The 24,073-nt window shown below is 62.9% G+C and carries 15 protein-coding genes; 5 read left to right on the top strand and 10 right to left on the bottom strand.

Annotated elements, in window-relative coordinates; all coding sequences use genetic code 11:
- Positions 1 to 36: 36 nt before the first annotated feature.
- Positions 37 to 858 carry a DeoR/GlpR family DNA-binding transcription regulator gene (locus tag M2400_RS27380; protein ID WP_177047448.1) on the bottom strand — a complete coding sequence of 274 codons (822 nt, stop codon included), beginning with the start codon at positions 856 to 858 and terminating at the stop codon, positions 37 to 39.
- Positions 859 to 961: 103 nt separating this feature from the next.
- Positions 962 to 2,089: an alpha/beta hydrolase gene (locus M2400_RS27375; protein ID WP_259199051.1), complete on the bottom strand. Its 1,128-nt coding sequence runs from the start codon at positions 2,087 to 2,089 to the stop codon at positions 962 to 964.
- A 163-nt stretch (positions 2,090 to 2,252) separates the two neighbouring features.
- Here M2400_RS27375 and M2400_RS27370 point away from each other — a divergent pair, with 163 nt between their 5' ends.
- Entirely contained in the window at positions 2,253 to 3,092 is an 840-nt protein-coding gene (locus M2400_RS27370; protein WP_259199050.1) for an EcsC family protein, read from the top strand.
- Here the strand turns inward: M2400_RS27370 and M2400_RS27365 are convergent, their stop codons facing one another.
- Together M2400_RS27365 and M2400_RS27360 are read right to left on the bottom strand one after the other, a co-directional pair.
- The gene (locus M2400_RS27365; protein ID WP_259199049.1) at positions 3,093 to 7,646 is read right to left on the bottom strand and encodes a YadA-like family protein; all 4,554 of its coding nucleotides are present in this window, start codon (positions 7,644 to 7,646) and stop codon (positions 3,093 to 3,095) included. It lies immediately after the preceding gene.
- Between the two features lie 795 nt (positions 7,647 to 8,441).
- Positions 8,442 to 13,427: a YadA-like family protein gene (locus M2400_RS27360; RefSeq protein ID WP_259199048.1), complete on the bottom strand. Its 4,986-nt coding sequence runs from the start codon at positions 13,425 to 13,427 to the stop codon at positions 8,442 to 8,444.
- A 467-nt stretch (positions 13,428 to 13,894) separates the two neighbouring features.
- On the opposite strand from M2400_RS27360, the gene M2400_RS27355 reads away from it, so the two are divergent.
- The 4 genes from M2400_RS27355 to M2400_RS27340 all read left to right on the top strand — a co-directional run bounded on the left by M2400_RS27355 (position 13,895) and on the right by M2400_RS27340 (position 18,772).
- Positions 13,895 to 15,199: an EAL domain-containing protein gene (locus M2400_RS27355; RefSeq protein ID WP_177078816.1), complete on the top strand. Its 1,305-nt coding sequence runs from the start codon at positions 13,895 to 13,897 to the stop codon at positions 15,197 to 15,199.
- Between the two features lie 160 nt (positions 15,200 to 15,359).
- Complete coding sequence (locus tag M2400_RS27350) at positions 15,360 to 16,019, top strand: response regulator transcription factor (RefSeq protein ID WP_259199047.1); 660 nt, start codon at positions 15,360 to 15,362, stop codon at positions 16,017 to 16,019.
- Positions 16,020 to 16,021: 2 nt separating this feature from the next.
- Entirely contained in the window at positions 16,022 to 18,439 is a 2,418-nt protein-coding gene (locus tag M2400_RS27345; protein ID WP_177078818.1) for an ATP-binding protein, read from the top strand.
- A 108-nt stretch (positions 18,440 to 18,547) separates the two neighbouring features.
- Positions 18,548 to 18,772 carry a hypothetical protein gene (locus tag M2400_RS27340; protein WP_177078819.1) on the top strand — a complete coding sequence of 75 codons (225 nt, stop codon included), beginning with the start codon at positions 18,548 to 18,550 and terminating at the stop codon, positions 18,770 to 18,772.
- A gap of 74 nt (positions 18,773 to 18,846) precedes the next feature.
- Here the strand turns inward: M2400_RS27340 and M2400_RS27335 are convergent, their stop codons facing one another.
- From M2400_RS27335 to pstS, 6 genes are all read right to left on the bottom strand, one after another.
- The gene (locus M2400_RS27335; RefSeq protein ID WP_259199046.1) at positions 18,847 to 19,485 is read right to left on the bottom strand and encodes a hypothetical protein; all 639 of its coding nucleotides are present in this window, start codon (positions 19,483 to 19,485) and stop codon (positions 18,847 to 18,849) included.
- Positions 19,485 to 20,183: a hypothetical protein gene (locus M2400_RS27330; RefSeq protein WP_259199045.1), complete on the bottom strand. Its 699-nt coding sequence runs from the start codon at positions 20,181 to 20,183 to the stop codon at positions 19,485 to 19,487. Before M2400_RS27330 ends, M2400_RS27335 begins: the two co-directional genes overlap by 1 nt.
- Positions 20,184 to 20,214: 31 nt before the next feature.
- Entirely contained in the window at positions 20,215 to 20,976 is a 762-nt protein-coding gene (gene pstB / locus M2400_RS27325; protein ID WP_218171024.1) for a phosphate ABC transporter ATP-binding protein PstB, read from the bottom strand.
- Positions 20,977 to 21,052: 76 nt separating this feature from the next.
- Positions 21,053 to 21,946 (bottom strand): phosphate ABC transporter permease PstA, encoded by an 894-nt coding sequence (gene pstA, locus M2400_RS27320; protein ID WP_177047464.1) that lies wholly within the window; start codon positions 21,944 to 21,946, stop codon positions 21,053 to 21,055.
- Positions 21,943 to 22,911, bottom strand: coding sequence for a phosphate ABC transporter permease subunit PstC (gene pstC / locus M2400_RS27315; protein ID WP_177047466.1), 969 nt, complete (start codon positions 22,909 to 22,911; stop codon positions 21,943 to 21,945). Before pstC ends, pstA begins: the two co-directional genes overlap by 4 nt.
- Positions 22,912 to 22,988: 77 nt before the next feature.
- Complete coding sequence (gene pstS / locus M2400_RS27310; RefSeq protein WP_177047468.1) at positions 22,989 to 24,020, bottom strand: phosphate ABC transporter substrate-binding protein PstS; 1,032 nt, start codon at positions 24,018 to 24,020, stop codon at positions 22,989 to 22,991.
- Between the last annotated feature and the right edge of the window lie 53 nt (positions 24,021 to 24,073).

The raw sequence follows: 24,073 nt of genomic DNA, 5'->3' as shown, positions 1-24,073 counted from the left end.
GTTGGGGCAGTTCATGCAGCAGACCGAAAAAGCGCGCTAGGCCGGTTCGTGGTCGGACGGCAACATCAGTTCGACCCCTTGCTTGCGGATGCCGTCTGCGGCGGCGGGAGCCAACGCGGCGTCACTGATGACGATATCGAACTGCTCCAGCCCGGCAATCTTGTACATGCTGAAGGTGCCGTACTTGGAACTGCTGGCCACCAGCACCGCTTGCGACGCCGACTGCATGGCGACTTGCTTGACCTCCACTTTCAACGCCGAAGGCGTGGTGATGCCGCGCAGAAGGTCCCAGGAACTGGTGGAGATGAAGGCGATGTCGGTGACCACCTGGCGCAAGGTGGCCACCGCAAGCCCGCCGACGCACGAATGGTTGGAGTGATCCAACTGCCCACCCGTGTGAATCACCGTCACCTGCGGGGCATCCATCAACGCCTGCACCACCCCGAAGTCGTTGGTCACCACGGTCATGCCGGCGAGTGCCTTGATGTAGGGAACGATCTCCAGCGTGCTGGTGCCGGCGTCCAGGTAAACCGTCATGTCAGCCCGCAGCAAGCGCGCGGCAAGCCTGGCCATGGCCTGCTTCTGCGGCAACTCCACCACCGCCTTGAGTTGATGGCTCGGCTCGCTGTGAAGCTGGCTCGCAATGCGCACCCCACCGGTGACCGAATAAGCCCGGCCTTCCTGCTCCAGCAACGCGATATCGCGCCGCACGGTCATGTGGGAGCAGTCGAACATCTCCATCAACTGATGAACACTCAGCACTTGATGCTTGCGCAACTGACGCAATATCAGCTCACGGCGCTGATCAGGAATCATCGGTGCGCCGCTCTCGGCGGTGATGTCCTTCTGGCTTGGCATTCAAGGCTCCAACGGGTACGGCGGGTGGGTTCGGGTGAACCACATAGTAGCGAATCCACCGCGACCCGCGCGAGCCTGGCAAAAAAACAGTCGCCCCACGCAACTACTTCAACCGCCCTGCCTCGCCCAGCCAGGCGGGTGCGCTTTTCTGCAGCCACTCAGTGGCCGCAGGATTGTGTTTGACGCGGCTGTCCAGGAACGCCACACCAATGGCCTGGATCGCTGCGACCTGCTTGGGATCGGGGGCAGGCTCGCCCGCCATCGAACTGTTGCCGCCGGGTTTGGGGCCGCGCTTGTGGCCTCGACCTTTGGGCGCATCGCCGGTCGCATCACCGCCCTTTTCGGCCTGCTTTGCCGGTCGGCTGAATAACTCGCTGCCCGCCAAGGTCTTGTGAGTCGCGCTGTTCAGGTCCAACCGGACACTGCCGGCCACCGTCACCGAGTCACCCAGGACTTCCCGCTGGCGATAGGAACTGACCCAGTTGAACGGGTCTTCATCCTGCTGGCCGGTCATCGACAGCACCGGGGCCGATATTCGGGCGTACATGTCTGGACGGGCGTCGGCGTCCACGTAAGGGCTGAGCAACACCACCGCCTTGGGCTGGATCGCGACGCCCGACGTAGCGCCAGGCTCCAGCGCCCCGGCGAGCGCCTCGGCGGTCTGTGCGCCAAAGTCGAAGCCGGCTACCACCACCTGATTCCAGTCGATGGCTGCCAACTGTGCATCACCCTTGGCGGCCCGTGCCCGAACTTCGGTCAGGACCTTCTGCAACGTGGACAGCCTTTCGCGCAAAGCGGCGGCGGAATAATGGGGGCTCGCCATTCCGCGAAAGTCGCCATACGTCGCCTGCTGCGAGGCAAACACCGACTGATCGTGGGCGTGCTCCTGAACCGACAGCACCGCATACCCGGCCTGTGCCCAAGCCTTGCGCCACGCCACGCCGCCCGAGGCCGACTCACCCAGGCCAGGCAAATAGATAATCAGCGGCACACGCTCCTGGGTCACCGGCGCCAGCCACGCCACATTCACCGATTGCTGGTCGACTTGCCAGGTCGCGCCCCAGCCGGCCGTTTCGTGGTGGGCGGGTTGATAAGCGGTGCTCAACTCTTTATCGACCCGCTCGCTGAAGGCTGCACGCGGGTTGGGCGGATCGCCCGCACACCCCGCGATCAATCCCAGGCTGCCCACCAGGGCGCCCACCGCCAGCCAGTACCGAGGTTGAAGGTTCATTCGATTCACACCGCCGTTCAGTTCAAGATGAGTGGCAGCCTAACCGACCCACGGGTTAACGAATCGCAAGCGCGGGTAAAGAATGGGTAAAGCGTGACGGCACGATGGCCTTCCTCGCAGGTCTTTGTTTTATGAACGCCGGAAAATTTTCAAGGAGACGCCTGTGAGCATCAGAAACAACCCCGAGGACTACCAGGATCTCAAGCGGGCCGTCGGCTTGCTGGAATCCCCCTCCCTGACGGCCAGGCTGTCCGGCATCATCGGCTCCCCCATCGAAAGCGCGGTAAAGGCCTTGCCGGGAGTGGTTTCAAAACGGATCAATGGCGCAGTGGCAGCGGCCCTGCATTCATCCGCTGACGCGGCGTTGTGGAGCCTGGAGAACAATCCGAAAAAAACCGCCTCGACCCGGTTGCACAAGTTTTATGCGGCAACCTCGGGCGCCATCGGCGGAGCCTTCGGTATTGCGGCGCTGTTTATCGAGCTGCCAATCTCCACCACCATCATGATGCGCTCGGTCGCCGACGTCGCGCGCAGCGAAGGTTTTGACCTGGCAGACTTTGCCACCAAGCAGGCGTGCATCGAAGTGTTTGCCATGGGCGGTAACAGCCAGGCCGACGATGCCACAGAGACCGGTTACTACATCACCCGCAGCTTCACCACCCAGGCCATGCAACAGCTGTCGAAGGAGCTGGCGGGAATCGCCGCCAAGCAGGGTTCCAAGGCCATCGGCAACCTGTCCCCGGGGCAAGCCGGGAAATGGCTGGCGATCCTGATCGACAAGGTCGCGACACGCTTTGGCTTTACCATTTCCAGCAAGTTCGCGGCGCAGGCCGTGCCGGTGATGGGCGCGTTTACCGGGGCGACGATCAATGCGCTGTTTACGCATTTCTATCAGGACATGGCGCGGGGGCATTTCATCGTCAAACGGCTTGAGGAGAAGTATGGGTTTGAGGCGGTCAAGAGTGAGTACATGGCCCTCAATCGTGTGACACAAACGGGATAATTACCAATGGTACCCAAGCCCTACGGTCAGGCCGAAATCGCCCTGCGCAGTGCCCGCTCCTGTAGCACTGTAGCTCCACTTTCCCCCTCTGGAACGCGCCGTCAGCCCGACGGCCAAAGCGGGCTCGCCCTCGTACACAGCCGTTGCCACCGCCACCATCGACTTGCCCGGCGAAGAGGCCGTCGGCAACCCGGCGGTGGCCATTACCGTCGCAATACCGGCGTACACGTCCTGCCGCAAGCTGCCAATCCGGCGATTGGTATAGGCATTGGCCTCACTTAGCGAACGATTGTCGGCCTGGTTCGACAGCCGCGTCGCCTGGCGGAAGTTGACCGCATCCGTGCCCTTCGCAGCTTCTGCTACATGGCTGATTTGACGCTCGGCGCCATACGTACCTACCGACACACTATTGGCCCGATCTGCTCGGGAATCCGCTCCCAGCGCCACACTGTTTGCTGCATTGGCACTTGCCTGCGAACCCAGCGCAGTACTCTGTTCAGCCTGCGCAGCGGCACCAGCACCGGTGGCAACACTGCGCTCGCCTTCGGCTTGAGCCTGTGCCCCGAGCGCCACGGATCGGTTACCTGAACGAATGGATGGGTGGTCGCCGGCTTCGCGCGCATCCACGGCGATGCCGGAAGAGTGCTGGCCCAATTGCTCGGCCTGCTGGCTCACTGCCTGCAGTTGTCTTCCGTTGACGGCATCAAGGCTGGTGGAGCTGACCTCGCCATCCTCAACGCCACCCAGCGTACGCGGGCCTTGGTTGCCGCTGATATCAACCTGGGCCCCATCAGCGGCGCCGGCCAACTGTATGTCACGACTGACCGGATCCTGGCGGACCAGCCCCACCTCACCACTGTCCATTTGTTCGCGCAGTGTGTCGGCTTGCGTACTGACGGCCTTTGATTGTTCGTCGGCAGTCACCACACGGTCATTGAGTAGACCGAACGCCTGGCCGATGGTGGCGGCCTTGACCGAATGGGGCCCTGTATCCTTCTGGCCAGGCTGCGTCACGGTGTAGGTGGCAGGACTCGTCGAACCGTCGGCGTGCACAGTCGCGGCGCCGCCCACGGCGCTGGCCAGTGCCAACTCCTGAGCTTGAGCAACACCCTGGATGTGCCCGAGTACGGTTTCTTCCGGGGCGATACCTTGCAGCCTTGCGGCTGACTGGTCCGCGACCTGCCCGGCGAGCGTCGCGCTGGCGTGCGCTGCGCCAGCGTCCTCACGGGCAGTGGCAGCCACGGTTTGTGTGGCCCTTGCACTGCCCTTGGCCGCGTCCGCGCGGGACTGTGCAAGGGCTGCGGCGCCTGTCACACCGACGGCTGCGTTTTGCGCTTGGTCGGCCACAGTGTTCCCAGCCTGGGCAACACTCTGGGCCGCCACCGCCACGCGATCAACCTCATCCAGCTGGCCCTTGTTCACTGCATCGGCCTGTGTGCTACCGGAGGCCAGTTGGGCGATGCGGGCTGAATGATCACGGTCGGCGCTGTAGGCCCCGTCGATGCCACTCCACTGCAACGTTTCATCGCGCAGACCCTGGATATTCCCCCCCAGTACGTCAAGCGCCGTGGCCTGGGTACGTACGGCATCGTTGAGGGTGGAGAGATTGCCCGCCACCGCGTGCAGCGCATCACCTGCGTTGTCGTGGCGGATTGCGGGCTGAACACTGCCATCGGCTGCGATCACGGGGATGCCATAGGCCGGTGCCGTGGGCTGCCCTTCGGCGTCCACGGTGGAGCCGCCGCCCAGCAGCCGGGTGTTGGCAGCGCGCCCCAGACCTGCAGCCGTCTTGACTGCCGCATCAAGGCGCTCTACCACGGTTTGCCCAGTGTCCAGGCCGGCGAGCTGAACCGCAGCCACATCAGCGGTGGACCGGGCGGCGTTGGCGGCACCTTGGGCATGCTCAGCCGCTCCCTGGGCGACTGACGCCGAGCTCAACGCCGTGCCGGCCGTCGTGTCTGCGGCAGCGGCACGATGACTCGCCTCGGTGGCCACGCCTTGCGCCTGGTCGGCGCCCGACTGCGCTGCGGCGGCAACACTCATCGCATCGATACTTGCGCTGTTCGCTTGCTGTGCCGAGGTTTGGGCAATCTCGGCCGTACGCTGGGCTGTGTTTGCCGCGTCCAGAGCCGCGCTTGCGCTGCCCTGGGCGGCCTGGGCCTGCTGATTGACCTGCGAGGCGCTCAGCAATGCTTGGTCGGCGGCACCTTGAGCAGTCTGCGCCGCCGTCTGCGCAGCGGATGCGGCGCCCAGCGCGGTGCCAGCCTTGACCTGGGTTTGCAGCGCGGCTTGCTGTGCACCAGACGCCGCAGCGGCAGCGCTATCGGCGGTGCCTTGGGCAGCCTGAGCAGAAGCCTGCGCTCCGGTGGCGAGGTTGAGGGCGCGGCTGGCGGTAGCGTCGGCGGCGTTGGCAGCCTCGCGTGCTGTCGACGCGGCACCCAGTGCAGTGTCGGCGCTGTTGCGAGCGACCAGGGCGGTATTGTTCGCCCTGGCGGCCGAGCCCTGCGCAGCGCCTGCGGTGCGCTGCGCGGTATCTGCAGAACGCTGCGTCTGCACAGCAGAGGACAACGCAAGGTCGGCGGTGCCTTGGGCTTTGTCGGTGCTGGCCTGAGCATTGTCCAGTGCGCCTAATGCACTGTCTGCGCCGCGCTGGGCGGCATCGGCCAGGCCTTGGGCGGAAGCGGCGGTGTCGTGGGCGTTTTCTGCGGTGCCCTGGGCGTTCTGCGCATGGGTTTGCGCGGTGGCGGCCGCCGCACCTGCCGAGTCGGCTGTTTGCCGGGCGGTGGCGGCGGTTGCCTGAGCGGCCGTGGCTGCGACAAGTGCCGCGTTGACTGAAGTCTGTACCGAACCCGCCGCGTTGAGTGCCGCAGCAGCCGTGCCCCGGGCTCTGTCAGCCATCTCTTTAGCGACCTCACCGGCGCCTTGTGCGGTCGACGCGGCACCCGCAGCCTGATCGGCGACTCCCCGAGCGGTAGCTGCCGCATCCTGTACGGTGTTCACCGCGTTCAGGGCCTGGCCGGCAGTGGTTTGCGCGGCATCAGCGGCCGCGTCGGCGTCCTTGCCCGCAAGCAAGGCCGCATCCGCAGCGCGCTGTGCACCCTCGGCCACCGCCTGTGCACGTGAGGCCGCAGTGGCAGCCCGGTCCGTCCGGCCCTGTGCATCCGCGGCAGCGGCCTGCGCCGAAGTCACCGAGGTGGAGGCTGCGTCAGCCGAGCCCAGGGCCGCTGTCGCGGCAACCGTGGCCCTGTCTACGACATCTACCGCGTTCTTGACGCGGGTTTGCGCGGCGGTAGCCAGTGCCTGCGCCGTCGTTGCGTTGCCTTGCGCTTGGGTGGCGGAGCCTTGGGCGGTCTGGCCCGACTGCTGAGCCTTGGCGGCGGCAATGTCGGCACGCTCCGCCGCCGCTTGCGCATTGGCGGCGGTCGCGCCGGCCTTGCTGGCGGCGCTTGCCGCGGCGCCGGCGCTGCCCTGGGCGAGCGTGGCGGCGTCGAGGGCGCCCGCTGCCTCCCGGGAGGCACTGTTGGCCCGTGCCAACGAAGCGTCGGCGGCTTCCTTTGCCGCCAACGACGCCAGCTGCGCCTTGTCCACGGCAGCATCGGCTGCACTGGCCGCCTGTTGTGCACGCAAGGCACTGCTTTCAACACCGTCCAACTGGCCCTTGTTGACAGCGTCGGTTGCCGCCACGCCAGCTGCCAGATTGATAATCGACGTGGGCACGCCGGCGTCCCTGTCGGCGTCATACGCGCCGGTCTGCGGGTTCCAGTAGAACTTCCTGGTCGCCCTCAACACCTCGGCTTTGTCCGAGACATCCTGGACGGCATCGAACACGCCACCCATGCGGTCATCGGTGAAGTTGTGCGCCTTGTCCAAGGCCGTCAGCGCCCCCAACAGCGTGGTAGGCTGTGGCGTTCCCGGGGCCAGGCTGATCAGCGCCAGCGGTGCCGGCACTACCCGGTCGCCCTGGGCCAGCGGGCCGGTTCCCAAGGCCTGCGCCACCGATTCACCGGCCGTGGTCTCACGTGCTCCGAGACGGCGAATCGCCTCGTATCCCGAGAACAACTGGGCACCGTTAATGGCATCGGTACTCGTGGCATTCACCGCGCCTGGCGCCACAAAAATCCATTGACGCAAGCGTCCCGCGCTGCCGCCGCTGACCGTACCGACAGCACGGCTGCGATCGAAGGAGTAAGCACGTCCATTAAGGGTCACGGGCGCAACTTCGCGCAGGTCATCAGTGGCCGAGAAGCTGCCGAGTGCGACACTCGACTTGTGGGGAGCTTGGGCGCTGTAGCCGATCGCCACGCTTTCGACGGTGGATGCGGTCGAGTTCCTGCCGATAGCAACCGCGTTGTCTCCTCGCGATACCGCGAATCGCCCGCCGGCAAACGAGTTTGCACCGCCAGCCTGCGCGCTGGCGCCGAGGGTAGTGGCGTACGCACCTGAAGCCGTGGACGCCGCACCAAACGCCGTACTGAACGTATTGGAGGCCAAAGCGGTATTGCCGAACGACAGCGCATACGGATTTTGTGCCCTGGCGGTAAGGCCGAAGGCCATGCTCCAAGAAGCCGTACTCTGGGCCCCGCGGCCAAAGGCAAAGCCGCCATCAGTGGCCACTGCGTTCCCCGTCTTATCGCCTGACTGGCCGATCGCGATGCTGCCGTTTGCACCGCCCAATATCATCCGCCCGCTGTTGACATATAACTCCGCGCCCAAGGAAAGCGAGGTTGCGCCAACACCCGCCGTCTCTGACGGGCGATAGAACATCACGCTGTCGGTTTGGCCACTCCTGATGCTCGAATCGCACCGCCCCGATTGACCGTCCTTGAAGTTCAGGTTTTCGTTCAAATAGGCCCTGTCGGCCCCCGAACCTGCAATGTAAGCGGTTTGGGGATCATTGAGGCTGACGCATTCGCCGCTGTCATTTGCGTTGACGTGGACACCGTTGCCTGCCTGTGCGTCAGACACTCCCAGCAGCGCCGAAACACCGGTCAGCGTCAGCAGGCCGGCGATCGGCCAACCCCGTGATGTCGACGTGAATTCGGGGCAGTAGAAGGCGCGAATGAGGGAAAGAAGTGGAGTGAGAGGAACAGCATGCAGACAAGCGACCTGCGAATCAAAACGCAATGTGACTTTCACGATGACTTACCTGAGACATTGACGGGTGCGCGGAACCGAAACCAGGCGCCACGGCAATCCGATGGCTGAGACGGGTTCTACGGGTGGTGCCTGCTGCGATAGCGGGCAATGATTACTGAGGGTTATTGTGGGTAGCAACGCCGGCTGGGACTATCGGACTGCTCCTAAATCGGCAGGCCGATGGCCAGGCCCTCGACCTGCCGAGCTCAGGCTCTACCATTCGTAACCCACGCCGACCGCCAGCCCTACACTCCCCTGGGCACTGCCCGAGCCATTGGCCTTGTAAGCCCACCGGCCATCTTCGGTGCGACCCGAGAGGCCGACGGCCAAGGCTGACTGCCCCTCGTAGACCGACGTCCCCATGGCCACCATGCTCCTGCCCGGTGTCGACGCCACAGGTAAGGCTGCCATGGCCATCGCTGACGCGATGCCGGCATAGGCGTCCTGGCGCACCGCGCTGATCTCGCTGTCGGTATAGGCGTTGGCTTGCCGCAGCGTGCGGTCAGCGGCCTGGTTGGAGATCTGCGTAGCCTGGCCGAGATTGACGACATCGGTCGCCTCACTGGCTGCCGCTACGTTGGTGATTTGCCGCTCCGCACCCGGCGCGCCCACTGAGACGGTATTCGCCCGCAAGGCCTGGGAGCCGGAGCCAAGCGCGACGCTGCCTGGCACATCGGCCCTGGCACCTGCCCCCAGTGCGGTGCTGCGAGGCGCTTGGGCCGCGGCACCAGCCCCCACCGCAACGCTGCGCTCGCTGCCGGCCTGGGCGTTGGCCCCTACCGCCACGGCCTTGCTACCCGGCGTCACCGTTGCCTTGTCATTGCCTTGGGTGTCAACGGCGATGCCGGAGGCTTGTTGCGCCAACTGCTTGACCTGCCGGTTGACGGCGTCGAGTTGTCGGCCATTGACGATATCGGTGCTGTCGGCGCTCAAGGCCCCCTCCTTCACACCCGTCAGAATCCGGGGCCCCTGGGTACCACTGAGATCGACACGAACGCCGTCAGTGTCCCGCGCCACCTGGATATCCCGGCTGAGGGAGTCCTGGCGAACCAGACCGACCTGGCCATTGCTCACCTGCTCGCGCAAGCTGCCCACATCCGCCGTGGCCTTGCCGGCCTTGGTGTTGACCGCATTCAGCGACGTGTCGAGCGCCTCGATCGCCTGGCCGACATTGCCTGCCCGGACCTGATCGGTAGGGCCACCCTCAGGGTCGATTCGGGTCACAGCGTAGGCTGGTGCCTTCACGGCGCCCTTCGCGTCGACAGCAGCGCCACCGCCCAACGCATCGGCCAATGCTTGTCGGTCTGCGCGGCTCTTTGCCTGTATGCGATCAAGCACGGTTTCACCCTCCTCCAGCCCCTGCAATTGTGCTGCAGCACGGTCGGCCACCTGGCCAACCTGGCTGGCCAGTGTGTGGGCAGCGTTTGCCGCCTCACGTGCGCCGGCAGCAGTGCCGCCTGCGGTATCGGCGGCTTGTTGCGCGGTATCAGCGGCAGTCTGGGCGGAGGCAACAGCAACCACCGCGCCATCCGCCGTATCCTGGGCCTTCACCGCAGCGGCGTGGGCCGCGTCGGCGGCGTTGCCCGCCTGCGATGCGGTGAGCGCGACGGTATCGAGCTGCCCCTTGTTGACGGCATCGGTTTGCGCAATACCGGCCGCCAGGTTACCGATGCGGGCAGGCTCACTGCGATCTGCGCCGCGACCCGCGGTATAAGCGCCGCTAGTCTCGTCCCACACAACGCTGTCGTCACGCAGCGCCCGGACGTCCTCACCCAAGGCGCCGAGTGCCGCACCCTGGCGGTTCACGGCGGTGTTGACCGCGCCGGCATTACGGTCCAGGGCAGTCAGAGCATCGCCCACATTGTCATGGGTTTGAGGCGCGGGCTGAACGCTGCCGTCCGCATTGATCTGACTGATTGCATAGGCCGGCGCTGTCGGCTGGCCATCGGCGTCCACGGTAGAACCTCCTCCCAGTGCCTTGGCGACGAACTCACTGGCCACACCTGCGGCGCCCCGGATCGCCGCGTCAATGCGCTGGACGACGGTCTGGCCGCCGTCCAGGCCCTTGAGCTGGCCGGCGGCGACATCCGCAGTGGCCTTGGCCCCATCGGCGGTGCCTTGAGCCGCGTCCGCCCCTCGCTGGGCACTGTTTGCGGCGTCCATGGCGTTGTCGGCGCGGGTCTGTGCCGTGGCCGCAGCCTGCAGCGCATCGCTCGCCGAGCGCCCGACGGCGTCCGCCGTGCCTTGGGCCTTGTCCGCCGCGTTGCGCGCCGACGATGCCGAAGCCAGGGCGGTATCGGCAGCACCCTGGGCTTTTTCAGCGGTTGCCTGCGCACCGGAAGCTGAACTCAGTGCGGCGCCAGCTGTGCCTTGGGCCGCCTCCGCGGTGTGCTGCGCCCGGCTCGCCGAGGTCAATGCGTTGTCAGCGGTTTCCTGGGCGTTGCCTGCCGCGTTTTGTGCGTTGACTGCAGCAGTCAGTGCCGCGTCGGCCGTGCCTTGGGCCGTCTCGACCGCCTGGTGCGCCGTCGAGGCCGTGCTCAGCGCCTGGTCTGCGGTGGACTTGGCGGCGTCGGCGTTGTGCTGTGCCGTGGAGGCCGCGCCAAGGGCTGTGTCCGCTGTGCCTTGCGCGGCATTGGCGGCCTGTTGTGCGCCAGCCGCCGAACTGACGGCGGTATCGGCACGGTCCTGGGCCGATTGAGCGGCCGTCTGCGCACCTGTCGCCGTTGCCAATGCGGAATCCGCAGTGGTTTGTGCAGCGTCGGCGGAGTGCCTCGCACCCTCGGAGGCGCTGAGCGCCTGATTGGCAGTGAGCTGTGCGGCATCGGCGCCTTTCTGCACCACGGCAGCCTTGTCCAGCGCCGCGTTCGCGGTGCCTTGGGCCGCGTCGGCGGCCTTGTGGGAGGTGGCGGCTGCAGCCAAGGCGGTGTCGGCGGAGCCTTGGGCGGCCGTAGCGGCATCCCCAGCCCGAACGGCCGTGCCCAGCGCCGTATCGGCAGTGCCTTGCGCAGCATTCGCGGCTTGTTGGGCGCTGGAGGCCGTGGCCCGCGCGGTGTCGGCAGTGCCTTGGGCTGCTGCCGCGCCTTTTTGCGCTTCAGAGGCCGAACTCAGTGCTGTGCTGGCGACACCCTGTGCGGCATCGGCCGTCTTCTGTGCGGTGGCTGCCGAACCCAGGGCAGTGTTGGCGACACCCTGTGCGTTTTCGGCCGTCTGCTGTGCAGCCGCAACGGCGCCTTGCGCCCGCTCGGCAGTTCCCCGGGCGGAGTCGGCGGTTTTCTGGGCGTTTGCCGCAGAGCCCAGCGCGGTGCTGGCGGTGCCTTGCGCCGCGCCTGCGCTCTTCTCAGCGCTGTCAGCCTTGACCAACGCGGCATCGGCAGCACCTCGCGCGCCGTCCGCCACCTTACGGGCCTCATCCGCCCCGGCCAACGCAGAGCTGGCCTTGCCTTCTGCGGTCTCGGCCGTTCGCTGCGCCGTCGTTGCCGAATTTTCCGCCACGGCCGCTGCCGCCTGTGCGGCCTGGGCCGTTTGCTGCGCGCCGCTTGCCGAACCGAGTGCCGAGTTGGCCGTGCCTTGGGCGGCATCAGCGCTCGCCTGCGCAGTTTCTGCGGCCCCCAGCGCGGCTGTGGCAGAGCCTTGCGCGGTGTCTGCCGTTTTTTGTGCGGCATCGGCCGAGCTGGCGGCGTCCCTGGCGGTGCTCTGCGCATTATCCGCCGTTGCCCGTGCTCCCGCCGCCGTTTGCAGGGCTGCGTCGGCACCCTGTTGCGCTGCGCTTGCCGTTTTGCGGGCATCGTCAGCGCTGGCCTGCGCCGCACTGGCACCGGCCAGCGCGCTACCGGCAAGGCTGTTTGCATTGTTGGCCGTACTTTCCACAGCGTCCAACTGGCCCTTGTTTACCGCATCCGTCGCGGCCACGCCGGCGGCCACATTGGCAATGCGGTTCTCGGGGCTGGCACCTTCACTGGCGGTGTAGGCTCGCTGACCCTCGTCCCAGCGCAAGTATTTCTCGGCCATCGCTAAACGGACTTGCTCAGCCGTGTTGTTGGCCAGTTGATCCACGTCACTCAAGGCTTCCTGCGTGCCTTTATGGGCCTGATCCAAGGCCTTGATCGCCCCCACCACCGACGTGGGCTGCGCCACGCCAGCGCCCAGGCTGATCAGGGAAAAGGCCGGCAGTTGCACCTTGCCGTCCTTGACCGCAGTACCCTCGCCGAGGGCATCCGCCACCGACTGAGTGGCCGCCAGCTCCCGATCCCCAAGTTTCTGGATCGCATCGTAGGCGACGAACAACTGGGCGCCATTGACGCCATCGGTGCTGGTGGCGCCAACCGCCCCCGGAGCCATGTTGATCAGTTGGCGAGTCTGGCTGGCATTACCCAGGCTGACCACGCCCATTGCCGACGTACTGTCGACACTGTAGGGCGTGCCATTGATCGTCACCGGCGTCACCGCCTTCAGGTTCTGCGTTGTGGCGCCACTGCCCAGTGCAACGCCGTAATTGTGTTGTGCGCTGGCCTTGTTCCCCAAGGCAACCCCTTCATTGCTACTGGCCGTCACGCTGGCCTCGGAGCCCACCGCCACGCTGTGGGTGCCATCCGCCCTGGCGTCACGACTCGCGGCAAACGCCCCGCCGCCACTGGCCGATGCACCGGCACCAATGGCAGTAGCACGCTCTCCCGCCGCCGCCGAATTGGCGCCGATAGCCGTGGCGTACTGATTCGTGGCCTGGGCGTTATAGCCAAATGCATGGGCATAGTCAGCCAGGGACTTGGCCTGGAAGCCCGCCGCCATGCCCCAGCCGCCAATGCCTTGGGCACCATGACCAATGGCCGCGCCGTTGACGCTGGCTTTGGTACTCTCGTTACCGATCGCCATACTGCCGCTTGGCTGCCCAAGTATCACCCGGCCGCTGTTGACGTATAGTTCGCCGCCCAGGGTCAGTGAGGTTGCCCCTACGCCGGAAACGCCCCCTGGGCGGTAAAACAGTACCGAATCGGTCTGGGAGCCCTTGGTCGCGGAGTCGCACTTGTTCGACGCCTGGTCCTTGAAGGTCAGGGTTTGCGCAAGATACGTCGTGGCATTGCCATCGTTGTTCTGCGGGTCATTCAAACTGACGCACTGGCCATCCGCATTCGCGTTGATGTGGACACCATTGCCCGCATGGGCAGGTGCACTCAGCAATGCCGTGATGCCGGTCAGGGTCATCACCCCCCATAGCGCCCAATCCCGTTGACGGCGTGGGGACTGACAAGCGTCAGGCGCATGGCAATAACGCATGCGAACCCAGTAGCGAATCGGATTGAGCGGGGCTGATCGCAGGAACGCAAACGGCAAGACTGAACGCGACGTAACTTTCACAATAACTCACCCTGTAGCACACACATCGCCGGTATGAACCCGTACGACGTGGCATTGAAGTGCAGAGGCAGGAACCGTCGGCGACAGCGTGCGTGCACTCGTTCTGTAATGCCCGCAGTTGCTGCGAGCCGCTATGAATCAGGATGAATTCTGTAGAGCATCCGAAAATGCCGATATCGGACTGCTCTTAAAATTCGAATCGACCGAGGCAGGTACCTGCACAAGGTTAGGCCACGATTTAGTCCCAGTCTTATAGTTCTCTCACCTGCGCCTTGCTCAAATGTGGACTCACCACAACCACCGAGCATCCGCAGATGGCAGCCCACGTTGTCGCCCCCTCCGAACGAGCCTTGCAAAGCCTGGTCATCCTGGCCAGTGACGAGCAGTACGCCCACCGCGTAGCCATGCAGCTCAGCGGGAGCCATCTATTTCAGATCGAACACATCAACTCGTTGAGTGAATTGATGACGCACCTGCGCAATCAGCCTGTCGACATCATCGTCGCGCAAGTTCACGCCGACCACGTCGACAGCCTGATGCTGCCGTGCTGTGTCAGCGACCTGAATGCTTCCGGGCTGCTGTGCAGCATTCCGCATATCGTCTGGACCGCACAGCCACAATCCGAGCTTTCGTTCCCGCCCGGACTGCTTACCGCAGGGTTTGAGCAGGGCTGGACGCACACCCTTAATGGCGTCTCGACGGCGGCGCTGGCTTCCCATGCGCGCCTTGCCAAGGCTTCAGGTATCCAGGTCGAGATCGCTGCTGAACAACAATCCGAACAGCTCCTGGCAATTATCAGTCAGTTGGCAAACACCGCCCATCCGGCGCCGCGAAGCCCAAACGAGGAAAAGCTGGAGCAATTGCTAAATGACGATGAAGTGATTGCGGCCCTCGCCACCGGAGATGGATTAAGAGTGGTCTATCAGCCCCAATACGATTTAGCGACACGAGCGATCGTCGGCGCGGAAGCCCTGATTCGCTGGCACCATCCGCAGCATGGGGATGTGCCTCCCTCGATCCTGATCCCGATGATCAATCAGCTCGGGCTGGATCTCTTGCTGTTCAGCTTTATCGAAAAGACCGTGATCGACACCTTGGGCAAGTTGAACCGTGCGGGCATTGAGATCCCCATCGCCATCAACGCGTCGGCGCGAACACTCTGCGCCTATGGCCTGGCCACACGGCTCGCGCAAAAGATGCACCGGGCGGGATTGCCCTGCAAGCGCCTCAAAATCGAGCTAACCGAAGATCTGGCGCCCGACAGCGAACTTGCCCTTTTAGCCTCGATCACCGCTTTGCGCGCCAAAGGCTTTCCAGTGTCCCTGGACGACTTCGGTGCAGGTGCTGCAACGTTGTCACTGTTGTCGCGCATGCCATTCGACGAGATGAAGATTGACGGCACCCTGGTGCGTGCGGTGGGCCAGTTCGCGCACTCGTCGGAAATCATCTCGGGTATCGTCGGTCTGGCTCAGTTATTCAATATCAACCTGATCACCGAGGGTATTGAAGATACCGAGAGTATCGAGTTGCTGAACAAGCTGGGCTGCAACACCGGGCAGGGTTTCGCCCTGGCCCGGCCTATGGAGAGCGATGTCTTCCTGAGCATGATCACCGCATAGAGATGCGTTCACATCCATTGAACCTGTAAACGTCACCCCGCGCGTGCCGGAAACTATCACGGTACGGTTTAACGATATTTACACCTTTGCTGGAGCCGAATTGATAGATGGTCTTTAATCGATTAGTTACCCGGCTACTTTCGAGTGTCCATTGGCAACCATGAAAACCATACGCATAGCGATCCTTGATGATCATGCAGTGGTACGCCACGGCCTTGTCAGCCACCTCGCCGAAGAGTCATACATCGAGATCGTTGGCGTCTATGAAACCAGCCGTGAACTGATACGCGGGATGGCGACAATGCCTGCCAACGTCCTCCTGCTGGACTTTGCTCTGGGACGGGATGAACTGGACGGCGTCTCCCTGATTCGCGCCTTGCGAAGCCGCTTCCCTGACTGTCGTATCCTGGTGCTGTCGAGCCATCACGAGTCGGCCACCGTGTCGCTTGCCTTGCGTGTCGGCGCGCGAGGCTTTGTAGGTAAAGATGAGGGGCTGGGAAGCCTGGTGAAGGCGATTCGTACCGTTGCCTCGGGCGCCATCTATCTGAGTGCCGACATGTCTTATCAAGTGGCCGACGCAGCCAGGCCCGGCGAATCAGAGCAAACGCCGATCAGTGACAACGCCTTGCAGCGAGCGGCATTGTCGGCTCGCGAGCAGGAAGTGATCCGCTGCTATCTGGAAGGCATGACGGTGACGGAGATCGCCGAAAAGTTCAATCGCAGCATCAAGACCATCAGTACGCAGAAGGCCACCGCTTTTCGCAAGCTTGGGGTCACCTCCAATAACGGCTTGTTCAAGATCATGAAAACTCTGGACTAGACATGATGATCAGGAGCCACGCTCGTTGGGTCGCCAGCCTGCTCTTGCTGATGGCTGCGACATGGGCGGACGCCGGTGCCCTGCCGCCCGGGCCGGATCTAAGCGTTGAAGAACACGCCTGGATCGAACAGCACCCGGTATTACAAATCGCCGTCGTCGGCAGCCTTTCGCCAATCGAATACGTGGAGAACGGCCGCCTCAAGGGACTGTCGGCTGAATACCTGCAGTTGATTGCCCACAAAACCGGCTTGAAGATCGACTATGTTTCCGCTCACTCGATCCAGGAACGCATAGAGCTGCTGATGACCGGTCAGGCGGACCTTATCTCCACCATCAGGCTTAATGGGCCCGGTGGTAAGGATCCCCGGCTGCTGCTTACTTCAGCCTATTTGAATACCACCACGGTCATCATTACCCGAATCGGGCGCCCGCCTCTTTTCGAGGCCGAACAGCTGGACCGGCTGACCGTGACCCTGCCCTACTTCGATCGCTACAGTGACTTCCTCGCGACGAAGGCACCTGGGGCGAAATTGATCATCGGCGGCAGCGCCCTGACGATGCTGCAGCAAGTTGCCGAAGGCACCGCTGATGCTGCAGTTGCCACCGAAGCCTACCTGCTGCCATTTCTCTATCGAGAGTTCCAGGGCCAATTGCAGATATCCGGGGTGCTCACCGGTATGGCGTCGCAAATTGGCATGGGCACTCGGAAAAACGAGCCTTTACTGCACTCAATCATCCAGAAGACGCTCGATTCAGTCACCCCTGACGAAGTTCGCGTCCTGCACGCCAATTGGCTGCGCGAGCATGCCACCCAGGACCTGCCGCTCAGGGAAGTCATGTCCCACTACCCTCATGAAATCGCGTTAATTGTCCTGGTGGTAGTGCTATTGCTCATCACGATTTACCAAACCCACCGCATGCGCCAGCGTGCCGAGCGCAACGAGCAGGAAAAGGCGATGTTCCTGGCGGTCATGAGCCATGAAATCCGCTCGCCGATGAATGCGGTGGTGGCGGCCGTCGAACTGTTGCGCAACACACCGCTGGACAAGCAGCAACAGCACTTTGCCGACCTGGCCAACCACGGCGCGCAATCGTTGTTGAGGCTGCTCAATGACGTACTGGATATTTCCAAGCTAGATGCCGGGCAGGTCAAGCTCGAATACGAGCCGGTGAACCTCGGCACCCTGGTGAATAACGTCGTTGACCTGCATCGCTTGCGGGCCCGGGAGAAGCATTTATCAATCAGCGTCGACGGCGAATCCCACCTGCCACTGTTGATGCTCGACAGCACCCGCGTTGGGCAGGTGCTGCACAACCTGCTGTCCAATGCCATCAAGTTCACCGAAATCGGCGGTGTGGAAGTTGCCTATGCGATCAGTGACCTGGCTTCGTCGCGCAACAAACAGTTGCGGTTGACCGTCACTGATACCGGAATCGGTCTGAGCCCGGAAAGCCAAGTGCGCCTGTTCCAGCCTTACAGCCAGGCAGCACAATCCTATAAGCGCTCAGGTGGCACAGGCCTGGGGCTGGTCATTTGTCGCGACCTGCTTAAACTCATGGGCGGCACCCTCACGCTGGACAGCTCGCTGGGCAAGGGAACGCGCGTTGAATTGTCGCTGACCGCGGAGTTGGCACCGCCCGACTCGACAGAGGCTGAAACCTTGCTCCCCACCACGAACTGGTCAGCCACATCCGCACCAAAGGCCTTGCGCATTCTGGTCGTGGAGGACACCGTCGCCAACCAGGCGGTATTGCAAGCACAGATCGAGGGCTTCGGCTGCACGCCGGTGATCGCCAGAGACGGCGCCCAGGCCGTGGATTGCTTCGAACAAGGCACCTATGACCTGATCTTGATGGACTGTGACCTGCCGGACCAGGACGGCTATTCGCTGACGCGCCTGTTCCGCATGATCGAACAGGATGCCGCCCAAACACGCTGCCCCATCATTGCGATCTCCGCCTCTACGGGCAACCAGCATGTCGCCCGCTGTTTTGATGCCGGCATGGACGGCATCCTCAGCAAGCCGATCAGCCTTGGCAAGTTGCAGGATGCCATCGAGTTATGGTGTGGCGTGACGCTCACGTTACTGCCACACCCCTTCTCTGACCGGCAGCCTGTGGGCCATCAGCAGATCCTTGAAGCATTGGAACGGGATCTACTGGCGCTGCTTGAAGGTATGGTTCTACGCAATCTGGAGCCGGCCCTCCACGCAGCCCACCGTCTTCACGGCGCGGCACTCAGTGTCGAGTGGCCAGAGGTGGCCCGCGAAGCAGGACGGCTGGAGGCCCTGCTCAGAGCAGCCACGCCTTGGAACGACCCAAGCTACGCCACGTCCTTGCAGGCAGTGCTTCATGGGTTTCGCACTACGAGCTTCAGTCATCCTGTTTTCGAACCATCCGCTCCCCCTCCGGCAGATTGAGATTCGGGTGTGCGAATTCAGAGCAGTCTGATTGGATCTCCCGCCCTCCCCCCTGAAAATCGGCTTTGTCAGCTAACGACAAACTCAACTGCACTCAAGGTTTGACTGATGGACCCATTGCACGAGATTCAAAGACGGCAACTCAGGCTGATCGAGTCAGCCTCCGTTAACGAAGCCTGCGCGATTGACTTGCTGGGCGTGCTGCGCAGGTTGACGGCGGCCGACGCCAGTACCGTCCTGAACATGGTCGCGCTGCTGCAAAACGAGGCGGAATTCCTGCGCAGGCTTGCGAAAGACATGGCCATCCGTGATTACGGGATGTTGGCGGGTTAGCGTGATCACACGTTTGCGAATGCCCTGGGAGGATTGACCGAGAAGCGGGAGGTTTGCCTTTCAGATCAAACAGCTCAGGACGAAAAAACCTCACCCCGCGGTCGCACAGAGTTCTTGCATCTGGGCGCCTGCTGCCTCACAAGCTGCGCCTGCACCCCTGCAACCGCATCCAGAACAGCCTGGGCCCAGTTCTCATCCTGCGGATTAACCACGACCACGCGAAAGCCGTGATCATGCCCCTCGGCCCGCACGCCCTCGGAGTCATCCACGTGCAGGTCGATATCGAAGGCCGGCGGAAATTTCGAAGGTGTGTTCGACAGCCCGCGCACCGTCAGGGCGCGGGTGTGCAGCACGCTGTTCACCACCCCGTCGACGCGGATGCCGTACAGCATCAACCAACGCCTGATGTAGGAAGGCGCCCGGCCAGACGACGTGTACACCCAGATACTGCACCCCTGGCGGCGCAGCTCCCGGGTCAGGGAACGGGTGCCGCTACGCAGCGGCTCACCCCACCAGCGATGAACGCAATTGGGTAGCCAGCTTGCCTCGACGGCAGAATGATGGAGTTGGCAGGCCAGCGTGTCATCGATATCAAACGAGATACGCACGCGCGGGCGCTTGAGCACACCCGTGGGCATGGCATGCCGCACGGCTTGCAAGACTCGCCTGCCGGAGGTCCGGCATTTGCTGGCAAGCGTTGGATACCCGCTCATTAATGGCCTCCCTGATAGATGGGCTGCGGTGTGTCGCTCAAGAAAAACGCCTTGGGATCCGGTGCCTGTTCCTCCAGGAAGGCGGCGTATTTTTTCTTGATCTTGGGCAATTCGTACAACGCCTTGACTCCATGCTTGGCAGAGTTGCGTATCACCGAGGAGGGATTGAAGTAGCCCTCGGCATTTTCAAGTGTCAGCACGAACGGCGGCAAACCCGCGCGCATCAGCAAGTAGCTGACGATCAGCGAGCCGCTGCGGTTGTTGCCTTCGATGAACAATTGCGGCTTGCTGAGGATTCGCACATACACACCGGCTGCGCGCTTCCAGACTGATTCGCTGCGATACGCGCAGTACCAGTTGTACAAGTCCTTGATGCCGCCCTCAACGTTGTTGAAGAAGTGCTGCTCGGTGGCCGCCAGGTGGTGACTGTACTCCTGGCGACGTGCCGGGTCCTTGCCGCAGAGCACGGTGGCATTGATTTCCAGCATCAGGTCCAGGTGCTGAAGGTCAAACAGGTCGACACCCCGAGCGACATAATCGTCAATCAGCGCGTAGCCCTCAAGCACATTGAGCAGCACTTCGTCGGTCAACGGGTCGCGCTGCTCGGTAAAGTGCTGGCTGAGCTCGGCAAAGCGGCGCTGTACCTCACGCAGTGCGCGTTCAATGGCAGGCAGATCAAGGCGACGTGGAGCGGGCATTGGCAATCCTGGGAAACGGTAAAGGGGCCGGTCAGCTGAACTTGCCGCTGATGTAATCCTCGGTCATTTGTTCACGCGGGCTGCCGAAAATCTGGGCAGTCGGGCCCATTTCAACCAGGTACCCGGTGCGCGTGCCCTGGGAGATGTCCACCGAGAAAAACGCGGTGGTATCCGCCACACGGATGGCCTGCTGCATGTTGTGGGTCACCAGGGCGATGGTGTAGTCCTTCTTCAACTCGACCATCAACTCTTCAACCCGGCGGGTGGCGATCGGGTCGAGTGCCGAACACGGCTCATCCAGCAGCAGTACTTCGGGCTCGGTAGCGATGGCACGGGCAATACACAGCCGTTGCTGCTGGCCACCGGAGAGGGACAGGCCGCTGACCTTGAGCTTGTCCTTGACCTCGTCCCACAGCGCAGCACCTTGCAGGGCGTGCTTGACGCGGTCGCCCAGGTCGCCTTTGTAGCGGTTCAGCCGCAGGCCGAAGGCGACGTTGTCGAAGATGCTCATGGAAAACGGGTTGGGCTGCTGGAACACCATGCCGATGTAGCGGCGTACGACCACCGGGTCGACACCCTTGCCATACACGTCCTGGCCGAGGAAATGCACATGGCCCTCGAAGCGAAAGCCCTTCACCAGGTCGTTCATGCGGTTGAGGCTGCGCAGCACGGTACTTTTGCCGCAGCCGGAAGGACCGATGAAGCCGGTGATCTTGTTCTTCTCGATCGGCACATGGCTGTCACGTACCGCCATGAAGTTGCCGTAGAAAATCTTGTCGAGCTTGCAGTCCATGACCACAGGCTCCTGGGTGACAAACGGAGCGGCTATTTGCGCAGTTGATACGTTCAAAATTCAGGTGCTCCCGTTCTCAATACTTGGGCTTGCCGAAAATCCGGCTGACAATATTCACGACCAGCACGATCATCACCAATACCAGCGAGGCCGCCCAGGCGAGCTCGAGCTGGTTGTCGAAAGGCATGCCGGAGAAGTTGTAAATCAGCACGGCCAGGGATGCCGTGGGATTCATCACCTCCAGGCTGCCGTCGTGGAAGATCCAGTAGTTGCTGAACAGCGCGGTAAACAGCAACGGCGCGGTTTCGCCGGCAGCACGTGCCACGGCGAGCATGACGCCCGTGAGGATCGCCGGCATGCCGGTTGGCAAGATGATTTTCCAGATGACCTGGGAGCGGGTGCAGCCCATGCCGTAGGCGGCGTCCTTCATGATCTTGGGCACCATGCGCATCGACTCTTCGGCGGTCAGCACCACGATGGGCAGCATCAGTACCGCCAATGCAACGCCACCCGCCGGAGCGGAGTAGGTACCGGTGGTCATCACCACCAGGGCGTAGGCAAATACCCCGGCCAGGATGGAAGGCAGGCCGGTGAGCATTTTGGCGGCAAAGCGCGAGGCGTTCGCCAGTTTGCTGTCCGGCCCCAGTTCAGCCAGGAAGACGGCGGCCATGATGCCCACCGGCACCGCGATGGCAGCGGCGATGCCGACCATCACAAAGGTACCGGCCATGGCGTTGCCGAAACCGCCGCCGGTCTCGAAGCCGGTCGGCGGCAGTTCGGTGAACACTTCCAGGCTCAGGCGTGCGCCGCCACGGGTGATCAGCATGTAGAGCACGGAGATCAGCGGCACGCTGGCCACCAGTGCGCCAAGCCAGACCAGTGTGGTCAGCACCAGGCTGCGCAGGGCGCGACCTTCAAATTTGCGCTGCAGGCTGGGCACAGCGCTGATTGGGGACGTGAGGTCTGTCATTGTTTAGTACCCCGCTGGGCGTAGAGCATGATCATCGAACCGATGACGTTGACCAGCAGCGTGATGAACATCAGCACCAGGGCTGCGTACATCAACACCTCGATCTCGTTGGGCCCGGCTTCGGGGAAGTTCAGCGCCAACAAGGCGGCCAGCGTGTTGGCCGGCGCAAACAGGGAAAGCGAAATGTTGTTGGCGTTGCCCACCAACATGGCCAGGGCCATGGTTTCACCCAGTGCGCGGCCGAGGCCAAGGACCAGGGAGCCGAAAATACCGGTGGCAGCGGATGGCACCATCACCTTGAGAATGGCTTCCCAGTGGGTGGTCCCCATGCCGTAGGCGGCCTGTTTGGTTTTCATCGGGACGCTGGTGAGGGCGTCCTGGGAAACCGCGGCAATGGTCGGCAGAATCATGATGGCCAGTACCAGCGCGGCAGGGAGTAACCCTGGCCCGCTCAAGGACGTGCCGAAAAAAGGTATCCAGCCCAGCTCGCTGTTCAGCCAAGCCGTCAATGGACGAATCGCCGGGATCACGACGTAGATACCCCACAGGCCGTAGACGACGCTGGGGATGGCTGCGAGCAATTCGACAATGGTGCGAAACACAGCTGCCAGCTTTGCCGGCAGAAAATCCTGGGTCAGGAAAATCGCCATGCTGACGCCGAAAAAGCCTGCAATCAGCAGCGCGATCAGGGCGCTGTAGAGCGTGCCCCAAATGGCCGGCAGAATGCCGTACTTGCCTTGGTTAACGTCCCAGACACTGCCGAACAGCACGTCAAAACCGTGCTTCTCCATGCCGGGAAGAGCCTTGCGTCCCACCTCGAATACCAAGGCGGCGACCAATGCCAGAATCAGTACCACCCCGATTCGGGCAAGCGCACGGAAGGTGCGGTCAACCAGGAAATCCTTTGCGGAGGGGGGTTGGCAGGCAGAATCCGGGTTAACCGGTACGACGAAGGGTTTGTTCATTGGCTAATTCCGGACCAGGGGGGAAACTCTCCCGGCGTGGCTGATGACAGCACACACCGGGAGAGGCCTCACGCGCATTACTGGATGTTGGCGGACGCTTTGCGAACCTGATCGACAACCGATTGCGGCAGAGGGATGTAACCCATCGAGTCGGCGATTTTCTGCCCCTCGGTCAGGCTGTATTCGACCATTTCACGCATGGCCTTGGCCTTGGCCGGGTTGCCGTTGTCCTTGCGGAAGATCATCCAGGTATAGGACGTGATCGGGTAGGATTTGGCGCCATCCGGGTCCGGCAGCCAGGCCACCAGGCTTTCCGGCATCTTCACCGCTGCCAGTGCCTCGGCACCGCTTTCGGCGTTCGGTACAACATAATGGCCGGCCTTGTTCTGCAACTGGGCGAAGTCAACCTTGGCCAGCTTGGCGAAGCCGTATTCGATGTAGCCGATGGCGCCAGGGGTCTGGCGTACGGTGGCGGTCACACCGTCGTTTTTAGGCGATTTGATGAATTTGTCACTGGCTGGCCAGTTAACGGTGTTGCCTTCACCCAGTTCTTTCTGGAACGTCGGGTTGATCGCTGCCAGGTGCTTGGTGAATACCGCGGTGGTACCGCTGGAGTCTGCACGCACGACCACGGTGATTGGCGTATCGGTCAGCTTCAGGTCCGGGTTAGCGGCGACGATCTGTGGATCGTTCCACTTGGTGATCTTGCCCAGGAAGATGTTGGAGTAAACATCACGTGGCAACTTCAACCCTTTTGGGTTGCCTGGCAGGTTATAGGCCAGCACGATTTCACCCGCGGTCATCGGCAGCAACTGCACGCCTTCGGCAACCTTGGCGATGTCTTCGTCTTTCATGGCCGAGTCGCTGGCGGCGAAATCGACGGTTTTATTCAGGAAGTCCTGCACGCCCGCGCCGCTGCCCTTGGACTGATAATCCACCGTGACACCTGGGGTCTTCTTGCTGAAATCCTTGAGCCAGGTCAGGTAGATCGGTGCCGGGAAGCTTGCACCGGAACCGGTCAGGCGAACGCTTTCGGCAGCAAAAGCCATGGAGCTGGCACAAAGAGATACCGAAACGGCGAGTGCAGCGGACTTCATCAAGCTCTTCATTAAGGAAACTCCTTGTGATAATTGGCCTCCGCACTCTGCAATAGGGTTGTTAC

This window comes from Pseudomonas sp. BIGb0558, from assembly GCF_024807515.1.
GTDB classification, from domain to species: Bacteria; Pseudomonadota; Gammaproteobacteria; order Pseudomonadales; family Pseudomonadaceae; genus Aquipseudomonas; species Aquipseudomonas yamanorum_A.
The sequence above is the reverse complement of the archived record's forward strand: the minus strand, read 5'-3'. Positions and strand labels throughout refer to the sequence as shown.

Excerpts from the sequence above, each read along its gene's own strand:
- M2400_RS27340 (WP_177078819.1), top strand. The coding sequence starts at position 18,548 with ATGGACCCATTGCACGAGATTCAAAGACGGCAACTCAGGCTGATCGAG.
- pstC (WP_177047466.1), bottom strand. The coding sequence starts at position 22,911 with ATGAACAAACCCTTCGTCGTACCGGTTAACCCGGATTCTGCCTGCCAA.
- M2400_RS27380 (WP_177047448.1), bottom strand. The coding sequence starts at position 858 with ATGCCAAGCCAGAAGGACATCACCGCCGAGAGCGGCGCACCGATGATT.
- pstB (WP_218171024.1), bottom strand. The coding sequence starts at position 20,976 with ATGGACTGCAAGCTCGACAAGATTTTCTACGGCAACTTCATGGCGGTA.
- M2400_RS27330 (WP_259199045.1), bottom strand. The coding sequence starts at position 20,183 with ATGCCCGCTCCACGTCGCCTTGATCTGCCTGCCATTGAACGCGCACTG.
- M2400_RS27360 (WP_259199048.1), bottom strand. The coding sequence starts at position 13,427 with ATGACCCTGACCGGCATCACGGCATTGCTGAGTGCACCTGCCCATGCG.
- M2400_RS27375 (WP_259199051.1), bottom strand. The coding sequence starts at position 2,089 with ATGAACCTTCAACCTCGGTACTGGCTGGCGGTGGGCGCCCTGGTGGGC.
- M2400_RS27345 (WP_177078818.1), top strand. The coding sequence starts at position 16,022 with ATGATGATCAGGAGCCACGCTCGTTGGGTCGCCAGCCTGCTCTTGCTG.
- pstS (WP_177047468.1), bottom strand. The coding sequence starts at position 24,020 with ATGAAGAGCTTGATGAAGTCCGCTGCACTCGCCGTTTCGGTATCTCTT.
- M2400_RS27365 (WP_259199049.1), bottom strand. The coding sequence starts at position 7,646 with ATGGCCTTCGGCCTTACCGCCAGGGCACAAAATCCGTATGCGCTGTCG.
- pstA (WP_177047464.1), bottom strand. The coding sequence starts at position 21,946 with ATGACAGACCTCACGTCCCCAATCAGCGCTGTGCCCAGCCTGCAGCGC.
- M2400_RS27350 (WP_259199047.1), top strand. The coding sequence starts at position 15,360 with ATGAAAACCATACGCATAGCGATCCTTGATGATCATGCAGTGGTACGC.
- M2400_RS27355 (WP_177078816.1), top strand. The coding sequence starts at position 13,895 with ATGGCAGCCCACGTTGTCGCCCCCTCCGAACGAGCCTTGCAAAGCCTG.
- M2400_RS27335 (WP_259199046.1), bottom strand. The coding sequence starts at position 19,485 with ATGAGCGGGTATCCAACGCTTGCCAGCAAATGCCGGACCTCCGGCAGG.